This is a genomic window from bacterium (genome assembly GCA_035295165.1).
In the GTDB taxonomy this organism is placed as follows: Bacteria; Sysuimicrobiota; Sysuimicrobiia; order Sysuimicrobiales; family Segetimicrobiaceae; genus JAJPIA01.
Map to the genome: position 1 here is coordinate 34391 of DATGJN010000117.1, position 15246 is coordinate 49636.

At 67.8% G+C, this 15246-nt stretch carries 15 protein-coding genes; 2 read left to right on the forward strand and 13 right to left on the reverse strand.

Annotated features, from left to right (window positions below; all coding sequences use genetic code 11):
• The 13 genes from ruvB to VKZ50_21385 all read right to left on the reverse strand — a co-directional run bounded on the left by ruvB (position 1) and on the right by VKZ50_21385 (position 12827).
• Positions 1–1053 carry a Holliday junction branch migration DNA helicase RuvB gene (gene ruvB, locus VKZ50_21325; protein HLJ62271.1) on the reverse strand — a complete coding sequence of 351 codons (1053 nt, stop codon included), beginning with the start codon at positions 1051–1053 and terminating at the stop codon, positions 1–3.
• Between the two features lie 23 nt (positions 1054–1076).
• Positions 1077–1712: a Holliday junction branch migration protein RuvA gene (gene ruvA / locus VKZ50_21330; protein HLJ62272.1), complete on the reverse strand. Its 636-nt coding sequence runs from the start codon at positions 1710–1712 to the stop codon at positions 1077–1079.
• A complete protein-coding gene (ruvC, locus tag VKZ50_21335; GenBank protein ID HLJ62273.1) occupies positions 1709–2218 on the reverse strand; it encodes a crossover junction endodeoxyribonuclease RuvC in 510 nt (169 codons plus the stop codon). The genes ruvA and ruvC overlap by 4 nt, the downstream gene beginning before the upstream one ends.
• Positions 2219–2325: 107 nt before the next feature.
• Positions 2326–2787 carry a DinB family protein gene (locus VKZ50_21340; protein ID HLJ62274.1) on the reverse strand — a complete coding sequence of 154 codons (462 nt, stop codon included), beginning with the start codon at positions 2785–2787 and terminating at the stop codon, positions 2326–2328.
• Between the two features lie 14 nt (positions 2788–2801).
• A complete protein-coding gene (locus VKZ50_21345) occupies positions 2802–3542 on the reverse strand; it encodes a YebC/PmpR family DNA-binding transcriptional regulator (GenBank protein HLJ62275.1) in 741 nt (246 codons plus the stop codon).
• Positions 3543–3686: 144 nt separating this feature from the next.
• Positions 3687–6143 carry a PBP1A family penicillin-binding protein gene (locus VKZ50_21350; GenBank protein HLJ62276.1) on the reverse strand — a complete coding sequence of 819 codons (2457 nt, stop codon included), beginning with the start codon at positions 6141–6143 and terminating at the stop codon, positions 3687–3689.
• Between the two features lie 214 nt (positions 6144–6357).
• The gene (locus tag VKZ50_21355; GenBank protein ID HLJ62277.1) at positions 6358–7011 is read right to left on the reverse strand and encodes a hypothetical protein; all 654 of its coding nucleotides are present in this window, start codon (positions 7009–7011) and stop codon (positions 6358–6360) included.
• Between the two features lie 30 nt (positions 7012–7041).
• A complete protein-coding gene (locus VKZ50_21360; protein ID HLJ62278.1) occupies positions 7042–7551 on the reverse strand; it encodes a fasciclin domain-containing protein in 510 nt (169 codons plus the stop codon).
• A gap of 92 nt (positions 7552–7643) precedes the next feature.
• The gene (locus VKZ50_21365; GenBank protein HLJ62279.1) at positions 7644–8510 is read right to left on the reverse strand and encodes a carbohydrate ABC transporter permease; all 867 of its coding nucleotides are present in this window, start codon (positions 8508–8510) and stop codon (positions 7644–7646) included.
• Positions 8507–9451, reverse strand: a complete 945-nt coding sequence (locus tag VKZ50_21370) for a sugar ABC transporter permease (GenBank protein ID HLJ62280.1) — start codon at positions 9449–9451, stop codon at positions 8507–8509. Before VKZ50_21370 ends, VKZ50_21365 begins: the two co-directional genes overlap by 4 nt.
• Before the next feature lie 134 nt (positions 9452–9585).
• Complete coding sequence (locus VKZ50_21375; GenBank protein HLJ62281.1) at positions 9586–10488, reverse strand: carbohydrate ABC transporter permease; 903 nt, start codon at positions 10486–10488, stop codon at positions 9586–9588.
• On the reverse strand, positions 10485–11414 hold the full coding sequence (locus VKZ50_21380; protein HLJ62282.1) for a sugar ABC transporter permease: 930 nt from the start codon (positions 11412–11414) through the stop codon (positions 10485–10487). The genes VKZ50_21375 and VKZ50_21380 overlap by 4 nt, the downstream gene beginning before the upstream one ends.
• Positions 11415–11474: 60 nt before the next feature.
• On the reverse strand, positions 11475–12827 hold the full coding sequence (locus VKZ50_21385) for an extracellular solute-binding protein (protein ID HLJ62283.1): 1353 nt from the start codon (positions 12825–12827) through the stop codon (positions 11475–11477).
• Positions 12828–13134: 307 nt separating this feature from the next.
• Between VKZ50_21385 and VKZ50_21390 the strand changes: the two genes are divergently transcribed.
• Positions 13135–13758: a recombinase A gene (locus VKZ50_21390; GenBank protein ID HLJ62284.1), complete on the forward strand. Its 624-nt coding sequence runs from the start codon at positions 13135–13137 to the stop codon at positions 13756–13758.
• Complete coding sequence (locus tag VKZ50_21395; GenBank protein HLJ62285.1) at positions 13736–15244, forward strand: DNA polymerase Y family protein; 1509 nt, start codon at positions 13736–13738, stop codon at positions 15242–15244. The genes VKZ50_21390 and VKZ50_21395 overlap by 23 nt, the downstream gene beginning before the upstream one ends.
• Positions 15245–15246: the final 2 nt, after the last annotated feature.

Consider the following 15246-nt stretch of genomic DNA (forward strand, 5'->3'; position numbering starts at 1 on the left):
CTACGAGAACAGCGTCCCCTGCCCGCGCCCGCCCCGATCCGGCACGGCCAGACCCAGGTGGTCGCAGGCCTGGGCGGTCACACGACGCCCGGATTGGGTGCGGGTCAGGAACCCGATCTTCAACAGGAACGGCTCGACCATCTCGACGAGGCTGTCCACCTCCTCGTTGAGCGTCGCGGCGAGCGCCTCGACCCCGACCGGCCCGCCGCCGTACACCTCGATCACCGTGCGCAGCAGCTCCCGATCCTGCACGTCGAGCCCGAGCGGATCCACGCCCTCGAACTCGAGGCCATCGCGCGCGACCTCCACCGTGATCGCGCCGTCCGCGCGAACCTGCGCGAAGTCACGCACGCGGCGCAGCAGCCGGTTCGCGATCCGCGGGGTGCCCCGGGCGCGTCGCGCGATCTCCGCGGCGCCGTCGTCCGTGATCGACACCCCGAGGATCGAAGCCGAGCGCCGCACGACCAGCGTCAGCTCGTCGACGGGGTAGAAGTCGAGATGCTGCGTGATCCCGAACCGCTCCCTGAGCGGGGACGACAGCAGGCCGGCCCGGGTCGTGGCCCCGACGAGCGTGAACGGCCGCAGCGTGTACCGCAGCGTCCGCGCGTGCGCGCCCTTCTCGATGACGAAGTTGACGCAGAAGTCCTCCATCGCCGGGTAGAGGAACTCCTCCACCGTGCGCGGCAGGCGGTGGATCTCATCGATGAAGAGCACGTCGCCCTTGCTGAGGTTGGTGAGGATCCCCATCAGATCCCCGCCGCGCTCGAGGGCCGGCCCCGACGTGGTCACGATGCTCGTCCCCATCTCGGCGGCGACCACGTTTGCGAACGTCGTCTTGCCGAGCCCCGGCGGCCCGTGCAGGAGCACGTGATCGAGCGCCTCGCCGCGCTCGCGCGCGGCCTGCAGGCTGATCTTGAGCGCGCTGGTGACGCGGGTCTGCCCGATACACTCGTCGAGTCGCTTCGGACGCAGGCTGCGGATGAGCTGCTCGTCCTCGACCCCGCTGGGCGCGGGCCCCGCCGCGGGCGCGGGCCCCGGCCGCGGGTCGGACATGCCGCCGACGAGCCGCTCGCGGGTCACGCGGGCGCTCCCCGCTCGGCGCGGTACACTTCCTGGAACAGATCTTCTGCGGACGCGATCGCGGGGTTCCGCCGGAAGGCGTCCTCCACCATCCGCCGGGCCTCCGCGCCGCGGTGCCCCAACTGTCCGGTCAGCACCTCGATCACCTCCGCGCGGAAGTCCTCCGCCGCGACCTCCGGCGGTACCGGTGTCTCGGACCGGAGCAGCGCGTACTTGCCCATCTTGCCGTGGAGGGAGGCCACGATCTTCTCCGCGGTGCGCGCGCCGATCCCCGGCAGCCGGCGCAGAAACGCCACGTCTTTGCGCTCGATCGCGTCCGCGACCTGCTCGACCGGGTGCACGATCGCTTTCATCGCCTTCGTCGGCCCCAACCCGTCGACGGTGATGAACCGCTCAAAGAACTCCTGCTCGATCTCTCGAAGAAACCCAACGAGCAGCGGCCTGGGCTGGTTCGTCGACACATGATAGGAGATGTGCAGTTCAAGTTCGGCTTCGCGGATCCGGCCCGGCTCCCCCCGCAGGAGGTCCCGGAGAAACCCCGGCAGCCGCACCTCGTACCCGACGCCGCCACACTCGATCACCAGCATGTCGTCGGCGTGGCGGATGACGCGCCCGCGCAAAAACGCGATCACGCCGGCGCCCGGGCGCCGGCGCCGATCTGCAGCGCGGCCCCCCGCCGGGAGGCTGCAACGAGGGCGAGTGCCAGCGCGTCCGCCGCGTGCGAACCCGGCTCCTCAGCGAGGTTCAACAAGATGCGCACCATCCGCTGGATCTGGCGCTTGTCGGCCTGACCGGACGCGACCATGGCCCGCTTCACCGCGGCCGGCGCGATCGTGTCCACCGGCACCCGGGCCTGGGCCGCCGCGAGCCCGATCACCCCGCAGACATGCCCCATGATGATGGCCGTTCTGGGAAAGCCGGGATGGGCAAAGACATCCTCAAGGGCGATCGCGGCCGGCCGGCCGGCCGCGAGAATCTCGTGTACGCCCACGTGCAACTCGTGAAGTCGGATCGGGAGCGTGGCGCGAAGGCTGGTGCGGATCACGCCGGCCTCCACGAACGCGACCCTGGCCCCCGTCACTTCGACGAGACCATACCCGGTCAACCGCAGTCCCGGGTCGATCCCAAGAATCCGCATGAACACTGCTCCGACTCGGCATGGGCCGCTGCTGCGTCTCGATCAACAACGAACCAATGTTCGCCATTGGCCCCAACTCTCCTCCGCCCGGAGGCGGGCCGTCGAGGCTAGCGAGCCAGGAACAGGGGTTTCACGCCCTGCATCCGGAGGTAAATCGACAGCTGACCGTTGTGGTAGAACATGTGCGTGACCCCGCCCTGGACGACGATCCCCTGCGGCATCTCCATCCCCCACGGCGTGCGGACGACGCGGTTGGCCTCTTCGTCCGTGAGACGGGCCACCCCAGCCAGAAACCGCTGCCCGGCTTCGCGCATCGCGGCAAGAACCTGCGATTTCGACATCGGCGCGTCCATCGGATACGGGATGGCGCGCTCCCACACGTCCTTGCCGATGTTCTGGCCGAAGGTCGTGGTGGCGTTCGCCATGTGGACGGCAATCGCCCGAAACGAACGCGTGTCCAGCCCGGCCGGCGTGAACTCCATCCCGGCCTCGGGCATCGCCTCGACGTTCTTCTGGACGGTGTTCCAGATCAACTGAAACCCCGCCTGCACACCCTCACGAACCCCCATACGCGCCTCCCAGATTAGCCAACCTGTTGCAGAATCTCGTCGGGAATGTCGAAGTTCGCGTACACATGCTGCACGTCATCGTGGTCCTCGAGCGCCTCCATGAGGCGCAACACTTGTTGTGCCTCCTTGCCCGAGAGCGGGACGGTCGATTTCGGCATCATGGTGACCTCGGCCGAGTTCAACTTGTATCCGGCCTCTTCGAGCGCCTTCCGCACGGCGGCGAAATCCTCGGGCGCCGTCGTAATCTCGTACTCGTCCTCGCCGGTCTTCACGTCCTCCGCACCGGCGTCCACCGCCCGTCCCAGGATCTCGTCCTCTGAGGCCGCCGAACGCGGAACCGTGATCACGCCCTTCTTGTCGAACATCCACGCCACCGAGGCCCCCATCGAGCCGCCGGCTTTGGTCAGGATGTTCCGGATCTCCGACGCGGTCCGGTTCCGGTTATCGGTCTGCACCTCGACCAGCACGGCGACGCTCGCGGGCCCCATGCCCTCGTAGGTGACCTCCTCGTAGTTCGCGCCCTCGGCACCGCCGGTGCCTCGGGCGATCGCGCGCTGGATATTGTCGTTCGGCATGCTCGCCTCGCGGGCGCGGTCGATCGCCGCGCGGAGGCGCATGTTGCCGCCGGGGTCGCCGCCGCCGTCTTTCGCGGCGATGATGATCTCGCGCGCCAGCTTGCTGAACAACTTGCCCCGCTGCTGGTCCACTTTGGACTTCTTGATCTTGATATTGTGCCACTTGGAATGTCCGGACACGTCGAACCCCCTCTCCCCGCGACCGAGCGGACCCCACGTCCGCCGCGCGGAGCGTACCTTTTACTATAAGCCGGAGGCCCTCAGGCGCGCAAGCGCGCGGCCGGGATCCGGACGGGCGCAGGGCGGCCGGCCGCTTCGCGCGGACTACCGCACCTGCACGTGCACCGTCGCAGACCCGCTCTGAGATCCGGTGGACGCGGTCACGGTCACCACGTACGTCGCCCCTGCGGGCCGGAACCACGGCGTCACCATGTACGCGAACCCGCCGCTGTCGTCGGCGCGCACGTAGACGTCCACCACCTGCGTCCGTAGCAACGCGGTCTGACTCTCCACGGTGATGTGCACCGTCGCGTTCGGCCGTGTCGCGCCCTGGACGAGAAACGGGACGTCGACCTGACTCCCTTCTCGCGGGTTGCCCACCGCGACCGGCACCGTCCCCGCGAGCGTAGGTTCGCCTGGCGGCGTTGCCGGTGCAGAGGCGGGCTGACCGGCCGGCGGCGGTCCCGAGCCCGGCTGGCCAGGGGTCGCTTCCGGCGAGGGCGAGCTCGAGCGCGGAGCCGGTTGTCCGCCCACATCCTGTGACGTGCTGGCCGGCACCGGCTGCCCGGTCACGGCCGTGCCGCCGCCGGACGTCCCGCTCGGGGCCGTGGACGCGTCCGGTTCCGTGCCGCGGATGAACACCTCCGGCCGCGGATCCGGGCACCCGGGCGCTGCGAGGAGCCCCGACGTGCCGCACACCGTCTCCTGGACCACGCCGTCCGGTGCCGTCCAGTCGTCGTGCGGCATTTTCGCGGTCACCTGCTTCATCAGGACCGCCCAGATACCCGCCGGGACGCTGCCCCCGGTCACCTTGTTCATCGGCGAGTTGTCGTCGTTCCCCACCCACACGCCGGTGACAAGGTACGGCGTGTATCCAATGTACCAGGCGTCCCGATAGTCATCGGTGGTGCCGGTCTTTCCTGCCTGCGGGATTCCGATGTTCGCCGCGACGCCGGTGCCCCGGAGGACGTTGCCCTTCAGCATGTCCGTCATCACGTACGCGACCTCAGGGCTGAGCACGACCGTGCGCTGCGGCGTGTGCTCCTCCAGCACCTTACCCCCCCAGTCCGTCACCTTGGTGACCGCCATCGGATCCGCGCGGACACCGTTGTCCGCGAAGACGCCGTACGCCGTCACCAGCTCCAACGGAGTCACGTCGGACGCACCGAGCGTCAACGCGAGGGTCGGCGACAGCGCGCTCTGGATGCCCATTCGGTGCGCGAGATCCACGATCGAGGACGGCCCCAGTTGCTGCTCGAGCCGGATCGTGGCGGCGTTGATGGAGTTCTCGAGCGCGTACCGCGCGGTGATCCACCCGTGCCAGGTGTGGTCGAAATCCTGCGGCTTCCAGACCTTCCCGTCCGGCAACTGGAACTCGAGCGGCGCGTCGAGCAGCAGGCGCGTCGGCGGGATGCCGCGCATCACCGCGACGGTGTAGGTGAACGGCTTGAACGCCGAGCCAGGCTGGCGGTGGGCCTGCCACGCCCGGTCGAACTGGCTCGTGCGAAAGTCATAGCCGCCGACCATCGCGCGGATCGCGCCGGTGCGCGGGTCCATCACCACGACCGCGCCCTGGTGCACATTCAGGTGCTGCGCCAGCGCGGCGTCGATGCCCTGACGGAGCGCTGCGGTGGCCTGCGCCTGGATCGTGAGGTCGAGCGTCGTGAAGATGCGCAGCCCGCCCTTGTACAGCGTGTCCTCACCGTAGCGCTGAAGCAGTCCCGGTAGGATGTACGCGACGAAGTACGGGGCGCGGATGCCGATCAGCCCGCCGTTGCCCTTCGCCGCCAACCCAAGCGGCGCGGCCAGCGCGGCGCGCATCTGCGCCGGGGTCAGATCGCCCACGTCGACCATGCGCTGCAGCACCTCCGCCATGCGCTGGTGCGCGCGGGCGGGATGTTCGTACGGCGAGTACGACGATGGCGCGCGGATCAAGCCGGCGAGCATCGCGGATTGCGCGAGCGTCAGGGTCCTCGCCGACTCGCCGAAGTACACGCCCGCGGCCGTCTCGACGCCGTAGGCGCCTTCGCCGAGATAGACCTGGTTCAAGTACCGCTGGAGGATCTCGTCCTTGGTCAGCCGACGCTCGATCTGCACGGCCAGCAGCATCTCGGCGATCTTGCGGGTCAGCGACTTCTGGGGCGTGAGGAACAGATTCCGCGCCAGCTGCTGCGTGATCGTGCTGCCGCCCTCGGCGTAGCCGCCCTCCAAGGCGTTCCGCACGCCGGCTCGCAGGATCCCGCGGATGGAGATCCCGCGGTTGTGATAGAAGTCGGCGTCCTCGGTGTCCACAACAGCCCGCTGGAGCGTCCGGGGTACGCTGGACAGAGGAATACTGTCGCGGTTCTCCTGGTAGAGACTGGCGATCAACTCGCCATCGGCGGCGTAGATGCGGGTCGCCTCGTTCGGGGCCGCGTAGAGGGCGTCCACCGGAGGCAGGTGAGAGCTGATCGCGACGGCCGCCCCGGCCAGGACACCGATCACCAGCAGCGCGAGGACGCCGCCGCCCACGGCGGCGAGGAGGAACGCCCGGCCCAGCATCCGCCAGGTCGCGGGGGACATCCCCCCCGCCCGCTGCCGAGGGCCGGAGGTGGCCCGGGACCCAGTGGGACGTCGTGGTTTCGTCATCTGCGGCCTCTCTCTGCTACAGCGCGACCGGCTGCGATCCTGGGAGCGACGGCTCGGGCATCCCCGCCCGGCGAACCGCCTGAGAGCGGATCATGCCAGATCCAAGTATACCCTGCTCGGCTCCGCAGCAGCAAGGCGCACCGCGCATCTAGGAGCCGGGCCCCGGGCGCCTCGCCCGGAGGATGACACGGTCCCGAACACGATAAGCGCACTCGACGGCCTCGAAGTCGCCGGCGGAGAGTTCGCCGCAGAGCTCGCCCATCGACAGACGCCGGACCGGGTCGGTCAACGCGCCCTGCGCCCATGCCGCCGCCAGTGTTTCGAGGTCGTAGAGCCACGCGCCTGGCGCCAACATCGTCGCGAGCTCCCGCACCGCCGCTCTGAGCCACGCGAGCCCCGCGGCCAGTGTGCCTCCTCGGAGCTCCATGACCGGCATGAGCACGCTGCCGACCGTGACGATCGTCGCCTCGCCGCGGGGCAGGGTGCGGTCGTCACCGAGCGCACCCGGGAGGGCGCGAATGTGTGCAGCGGGAAGCAGGTCGGCCACTCTGGCCCGCGCCCGTTCGAGCTTGGACACGTTCGGTTCGATCAGGGTCACCCGGCCGAGCCGGGGATAGCCGCGTGCGATCAGGCAGGCGAGCTTGCCCGTGCCGGTCCCGACGTCGATCAGATGGTCGTCCCGGTCCAGCGGCGGAAGGGCGAGCACGAACTCCCGATAGTGCTCGGGCTCGCGCTCCGGCCCCGCCGTCCACGTCGTGTCGTGGAGGTCGTACCAGTCGGGGTGGTCCCAGGGGGCCTGCACCGGGCGGTCGAGGAGAGGGAAGATCGAGCGCTACGGCCTCAAGACCCGGTCGATCGCATAGACGATGCCGTTCGCACAGGTCGTGCCGGAGTTCAGCACCTTCGCCACGCCGTCGAGCACGATCGTGCCGTTCTGCACGGTCACGGGCAGCATCTTGCCGAGCAGGGTCTGGAGCGACTGCACGCGCCCAAGTTGCGTCGCGGAGATGGCGGCGCCGCTGACGATATGGTACTTGAGAAGGTTGGTGAGCAGGCCCTTGTGATTCATCGCGTAGTTGACCTGCCAGGCAGGGATGCGGTCGAACGCCTGCTCGTCGGGGGCGAACATCGTAAACGCGCCGGGTTGGGTCAGCGCATCCGTAAACCCGGCGGCCTGCACCGCCCGCACGGTCCGCGTGAAGTTGTAGGTGCTCGAGCCGCTCAGCGCCTCCATCACGCTCGCGCACTCCTGGGCCTGCCCGCGCGGCATTGGCGAGGTCGGCACGAGCACCAGACCCGCAACCAGGAGCGCTGAGGCGATCGTGCGTCGACCCCTACGCATGCCCTCTCCTTGTCGGGGACCCCTCCCCTGGGCGAGCGACGATCGGTGCGCCAGTGTTCTGTTCGGGGCGCGGGGCTCCCTGTCGCACGGGGCTACGCCCCTTCGAGCATCGCGGCCGTGAGGCCACGCGTATAGGTGCCAGCCAGCAGCGCGGCGATCAGCACCACGGGCAGGCTGCCGGCGGTCACGCCCGCCACGACGGTCAAGTCTTCCAGGCTCACGTCCATCGTGGACATGCCCGCGGCGATCGTCTGGTGCCACTGGTTCGGCAGGAACACCCCGGCGAACATGAAGTCGTTGCTCATCACGCCGAGCGCGAACAGCCCCGCCGCCACGAGCACCGGCCATGTCATCGGCAGGACGATCCGAAGAAACGCCGTCAGCCGGCCAGCGCCCTCGATGTACGCGGACTCCTCGATCTCAGGCGCGAGCCGCTGGAAGCACGCTGAGAGGAGCCACACGCAGAACGGGATCGCCAGCATCGGATACGTCAGCACGAGGGAAAGCAGGTTGTCGTCGAGGTGAACTCGGAACACGACTTGGTACAGCGGCAGGAACAGCAGCGTCTGCGGCACGAGGAACATCGCCAGCAGCGCGCGCCGCCACCACCGCCACCCCGGGGGCCGGAGGCGTGCGAGACCGTACGCGGCCGCCACGCTGGTGGCCAGGATCAGCACGAGGGCGGTCCCGAACACGAGCGCCGTGTTGCCGGCCCACAGCACGAACGGCACCGTGCGCCGGGTCACGCCTCCGGCGACAAACCACTCCTCGTCGTCGAACAGCCCCCGGTACCAGTCGAGGGTCGGGTGCGCCACGTACAGCGGGCTGCCGAACACATCTTCCTCTTCCGGCTTCACAGACTCGATCGTGACCATGTAAATCGGGAAAATGCTGTACGCCACGAGCAGCAGCAACAGCGCGCCCTGGACGACCCGATTGAACTGGCGCCGCGCCGTCATGACGGATCCTCTTCCAGCGGCTCGAACAGACGGAAGCACAGCAGCAACACCGCGAGCAGGACAGGCAGCACCGCGAGGGTTTCCGCGGACGCGAGCGCCCACCGCCCGCCGTTGAGGGCGAGGTGCATCGCCTGCGTCCAGACGATCGGGTAGACTTCGCGCAGGCCGGACTGCATCCAGATGTTGCTGAGATCGGCCACCGCGCTCGTCAGCGACAGGAACGCCGCCAGCGCGAGGAAGGGGCGCATGATGGGCACTGTCACCCGCCAGAACATCTGCCACGCATTCCGAGCCTCGAGCGCAGCGTACTCGAACAACTGGTCCGGAATCCCGTTGCGAGCGGCCAGAAGAAAGATGCCGACAAAGGAGCCGCCCCGCCAGACGTTGAGAAGAATCACGCTCAGGAACCCCCACGTCCCTACGCCGAGGGCGTCGTCCACGGCGAAGTGCAGGCGTGCCATGAACTCCCCGTAGGAGGCGTGGACGGGTGGCATCAGGAACCAGAACCACCCCATCTCCGCCGGGCCCGCCGGGTAGGCCCACGGGAGGAACGCGGCGACGAACGCCAACGCCCGGCCGGGGAAGGGCCGCGCGAGCAGCACCGCGATCCCGATGCCGACGGCGAGCTTCAGCACGGTCGTGATCGCGATGTAGCCAACCGTGTTGACCGCGGCGCGCCAGAAATCCGCGTCGCGAAGCAACGCCGCGTAGTTCGCCACCCCGACGAACCTGACGACGGTGTTCCCGGCGAACCAATCCGTGAGGCTGGTCCAGACCTGCCAGCCGAGCGGGTAGACGAGGACCCCGAACACCAGCACCAGGGCCGGCGCGAGCAGCAGGTATGCCAAACCGATTTCGCGGCGCCGCCGGGACATCGTCGGACCGCGGTGGGACCGGGCCGCGACCCCGGGGGTCGACGCGCCGAGCATGACCTGCGCCATTGGTGGCTACGCCGAGATTCCCGCCCGGTCGCGGGTCGTCATGACGCGTCGGTGTTGGATGCGGAGCGCTCGGGCTGTCGCGAGAGCGCACGAATCAACCGGGACGCCAAGCGCAGCACCCGAGCCGGGCCCACCTACGACTTCACCGCCGCGCTCGTGATCCCGGAGATGAACTGGTCCATGAAAAAACTGTAGAGGATAGCCACCGGCACGCCCACGAGCAGCGCGCCCGCCATCAACGACCCCCAGAAATAGACGTCGCCGCGGATGAGATCCGTCGCGACCCCGAGCGGGACCGGCTTTTGGTCCGACACGGACACGAACACGAGCGAGTAGAGGAAGTCCTGCATCGTCAGCGTGAACGCAAAGATCACCGCCGTCAGGATCCCCGCGAGGCTCACGGGGAGCACGGTGCGGATGAGGGCGCCGAGGCGGCCGCAACCGTCCACCAGGGCCGCCTCCTCGATTTCGTGCGGGATCGTTTTGAAGAACCCGCTCAGCAACCAGGTGCAGTACGGAATTGTGAACGTCGGGTACACGAGGATGAGCGCCCACTTCGTATCGATCAGGTGCGTGATCGCGACGATCCGGGACAACGGGATGAAGAGCAGGATCGGCGGAATCAGATACCCGAGGAAGATCGCGATGCCCATGTTCTCGGCCCCGGGCAGCTGCAAGCGGGCCAGCGCATAGCCCCCCGGCACGCCCACGAGCAGCGTGATGAGCGAGACGCCCACGGCGATCGCCCCCGTGTTGAAGACCCAATCGCCGTAGTACGTGTGCTGGAACAGATACGCGAAGTGCTGCAGCGTCGGTGCCTGGTGAAACCAGAACGGGAACACGGTGGGGTTGACGAGATCGTTATCGGTCTTGAACGCCGTGATCGCCATCCAGAACACGGGGAACACGGTGATCAGCACAAACGGCAGCAACCCCAGGTACACGAGCACGTGCCGCCGGATCTCCCGCGATCTGGCCCGTCGGGCGCCCTCCTCGACGAGCACGTGCTCCCGCTGCAGCACCTCGACCGCGTTCATACGCCACCCTGTCTCCGAAGGTTGCGGAGCAACACGTACACCACGGGCAACAGCAACGGGAACAGTACCAGCGCGATCGCCGCGCCGCGACCGAGCGCTCCCGCCTGGATCCCGATCTCTAGCGCGCGGGTGGGCAGGATCTCGGTGAAGTTCTCCGGCCCGCCGCCGGTCAGGAGGTAGACGATGCTGAGGTCGGACAGGGTGAACACCGTGTCGAACAACAGGCCGACGAACAGAATCGGCGTGATGACCGGCAGCACGATGTACCGGTACCGGAGCAGGAAGTTCGCCCCGTCAACCTTCCCCGCGTCGAGCAGTTCCGGCGGCACCGCGGAAAAGCCCGCCAGGATCACGATCGCCGCAAACGGGAATCCGCGCCACACGTTGACCGTGATCACCGCCGCGCGCGCCAACGTGGGGTCGCCGAGCCAGTTCGGCCAGCCGCCGATGAGGTGCAGGTGCGTGCCGACGTAGTTGATCGCGCTGAACTGTGGATCGAACATCCACTTCCAGGCGAGCGCACTGATCGCCACCGGCAGCGTCCACGGAAGCACCACCAGCGACCGGATGAGCTTCCGACCACGGACCTCCTGGAGCAGGAGAAACGCCATCAGCGTGCCGAGGACGATCTTGAAGATCGCGGCGATCACCGTGAACGAGAGCGTGTTCCGGAGGGCCAGGCGAAACGTGTCGTCCTGGAAGATGGCGAAGAAGTTGCCGAGTCCGACGTAGCCGGCGACCTGATTGCCGACGGACGCGTCGCTGAGCGCGAGATAGAGCGAGAAGAAGAACGGGACCCCGACCAGCAGCGTCATGTACAGCATGGCCGGTGCGAGAAGCGAATAGCCGAACCGCAATCGCTCCCGCGTAAACGAGCGATGACGTATCTTCGGCGGGCCGGTCAGCGCGACGTCGGCGTGTGCCATCGAGGAGGCACCGTCACCGGGGAGGGGTCCTCTTCGGACCCCTCCCCATGTGACCGAGGTCTACTTGTACTTCGCGTAGATGCCCTTGATCTGGCCGACCCCCCACTTGACCGAGGCTTCCAGATCTCCGGTGCGGACGTAGCGGGCCATCATATCCGGTACGACGAACGTCGCCAACACCTCCGCCGCGGGCGCGGCCGCGGGGCCGGGGTACCCGAACCACAGCGCCGCCTTGCCCCACTCCTGGAGGTAGCCGACCTTCGGATCGGCACCCAGCGCCGGCATCGGCTTCGTGTACCACTTCTGGAGGTACGGCATGTTGTAGCCCTTGCTCGCGGTGAGCGAGAACTTCACGTCGCCGCCGTACTGCTCCAAGAACGCCTTCGCCGCCGCCTGGTTCTTGGAAAACGACCAGATCGCGAGCGTCGTCGGGTCGACGACGGGCGCCCGCATCACGGGCCCCATCGGTTCGATCCACGGGCCGGAGATGTTGACCTTGGCGTAGAGGTCGGGGTTGCTGTCCTGGATCGACCGGATCGCCGAGATCGCGTCGTGGATCCAGATCGCCACGCCGGAGTCGAGATACCGGTTGTCGGAGACGTTGTCCCACGACAGCACTTCCGGGGTCATGGCCTCGTCGTACAACGCCTTCCCGAACCGCATCGCCGCCCTGAGCTCTTTCGAGTCCCACAGCACCTCTTTACCCGACGGGTCCGCCTCCTTCACCCCGAAGGCATAGAAGATCGCGCGCCAGTCATGGTTGGAGTCGTTGCAGTGCGAGATCTGGATGCCCGTGGGGTGTCCCTTGGACTTCCCGATGCGCCCCGCCGTGCGACAATGATCCCATGTGTCGGGACCCGCGAGGCCATACTCCTTGAAGAGATCGCTGCGCCACAGCATCGGCTGGGGAATGAAGAACTCGGGCATCGCGTACCAGTGGCCGTTCACGGAACCCACTTGCTTGGCCATCGGGATCCAGCCGCCGGCCTGAGCGCCGAGTTTCTCGCAGACGTCGGAGACGTCGACCATGTGCTGATAGTACAGGGTGGTTTGGATGACGCCGTTCTGCTGGAAGATGTCGTGCCCGGCGCCCGCGGCGAGTTCTGAAGCGACTCGAGCGGGCAGCTGGTCGATCGGGATGTGGTCCACGCGCACCGTGACGTCGTTCGCCACGCCCCAGTCGTTCGCGTACTTGTCGAACGCGGTGTCGTAGGCAGGGACGAAGTGGCTCCAGGTGAGGATGCGCAGGGAACTGCCCTTGATCTGCGCCGGGGCCGCCCCCGCCTTCCAGGGCGCCACCAACGGGAGGAGCGCCGCGCCTGCAACACCTGCTCCTGCGGCGGTCAAAAGCTGACGCCGGGTGATCCGCCGGACGGAACGTGTACGAGACTGTCGGTCTGCCTTTCGTGCCATCCGTATCCCTCCTTGGCGTGGCGTGCCTACTGCGTCGTGCAGTTTCTTATTACGCAACGCTACGGCGGGCGGGCCCGAAATGTTCCTAGAATTTCCCTCCCAAGTTACAGTATCTATAGATACGTGCAGATATGTTTAGATACGGTTTGATCGCGGGTTTTCAATTTTGAGCCGGAATAGTCCTCTCTGAATCATTGGGAATCTGGATGGGATTGCTGGTCTATTAGAGCGACGTCCTCAAAACACAAAAACCACTTGCAATTATATACCGAACATATGTACGATATATGCTGACGGTGCGTCTACTATGCCGACCCCCGCGCGTGATGTGCTGAACCGACTCTCGTGGCGTCCAGTCACGAGCGTGCCGGCCGCGCCCGGCGCGCCGACGCTCGCCGCGCTGGCCGGTCAGTTGAGCGAGTTCTCGGGGCTCGGAGCCACGGCCGGTCTCACCATGGCAACGCGGTTGGTGCTAGACGCTCAACAGCAAGGAGAGATCGCCGCCTGGATCACTCCTGTGGATCGGACCTTCTTCCCCCCAGACGTCGCGGAGAGCGGCGTGGATCTCGCCTCCCTGGTGGTGGTGCGCATCCCCGACGCGATCGCCGCGGCGCGCAGCGCCGACCGGCTCACGCGATCGGGGGCCTTCGGCCTGCTGATCCTGGATCTGCATGGATCCCACACGCTGCCGCCCCACGCGCTCGCCCGGCTCGCGGGACTGGCCCAACAGCATCACACGGCGATCGTCTTCGTGACGCAGAAATCCACCGACGCCGCATCGCTGGGATCGCTGATCGCGTTGCACGGCACGACGACGCGCGTGCGTCTTGAACCAGACGCGTTCACGTGCGCCCTGCGCATCGTCAAGGACAAGCGTCGGGGTCCCTGGACGTTCGAGGAAGTCTGCCGTGGACCGGCTGGCCTGCGTTAACGTCCCGGAGTTTCCGATGCAGATCCTCCTCCGCGATCACCCCGAGTGGCGCGGGACGCCCGCCGCCGTCCTCGAGGAAGATCGACCGCAGAGCCCGGTTGTCTGGGTCAACGACCACGCCCGCCGGGCAGGAGTGCGTCCCGGCATGCGGTTTGCCGCCGCACTAGCGCTTTCTCCAACCCTCAACACGGGATGTGTCTCTCCCGTCCACATCGCGCAAGAACAGGATCGCCTGATCGCCAGGCTCCGGAAGTTCACGCCGGACATCGAACCGGCGGACGAACCCGGGATGTGCTGGGTCGGCCTGACCGGACTCGAACACCTCTATCCCTCGCCGGAGCGCTGGGCCGATGCGATCCGCGCGGATCTCCAGGAGACCGGGATGCAGGCGACCGTGGTAATTGGGTTCACCCGCTTCGGCACCTACGCCGTCGCGCAGATTTCCCAGGGCACGCGGATCTTTCACGATCCCGCCGACGAACGAACGGCGGCGATGGACGTCCCGCTCGCCCGTCTCGCGCTCGCCCCGGAGCTGCGGGATACGCTCGCCAAGCTCGACGTGACGACCGTGCGCGCCCTAGTGCGGTTGCCGGAGGCCGGACTCCTCGAGCGGTTCGGCGTCGAGCCGTACCGGTTGCATCAGGCGGTCGGTGCGCGGTCGACGGCGTTGCGGCCGTCCGCCGAGCCCCTCCCCGTACGCGCTCGGCGCACACTCGACACACCGGAAACCGATCTGTCCCGATGCCTCTTCGTGTTCAAGCAGATGCTCGACCCGATGCTGGCCACCCTGGCCGCCCGGGGAGCGGCGCTCGCCGCGCTCGGGATCCGGCTCAAGTTCGACCGGCACGGATGGCAGGCGGACCATGTCCGGCCGGCCGCCCCGACGCTCGATTCCGTTCAAGTGCTGGATTTGGTCCGACTGCGCCTGGAGACCGTCCGGCTCTCCCAGGCGCCCGCGGAAGCGCAGCGGGCCGCAGCCGGGATCGTCGACATCGAACTCACGGCCGAGGCAGTCCTCGCGACCCACGAGCAGCTCCGGTTCTTTGGCGTCCATCCGCACCGCGATCTCGCCGCCGGCAACCGTGCGCTGGCCCGCCTCCGGGCCGAGCTCGGCGAGCAAGCGGTGGTCCGCGCGCGGCTTCGAGACGGCCACCTCCCCGAGTCCCACGTCACGTGGGAGCCGGTGGCCGCGCTCACGCTCCCCCGCCCCACCCTTGTGCCGCAGCGGACGCTCGTCCGGCGCATCTGGACGCATCCGGTGCCGGTCGCGACGGCCACGACGCGGCAACACGACGGATGGCTGATTCTCGGGACGGCGTACGGTGCGGTGGACGACCTGCTCGGTCCCTACGTCGTCTCCGGCGGCTGGTGGGTCCGCGAGGTGGACCGCGCCTACCACTTTGCGCAGACCAGGCGCGGCGACCTCTTGTGGGTATACCACGATCGGCGGCGGCGGCGGTGGTTCCTGCACGGCCAGGTGGAGTGACC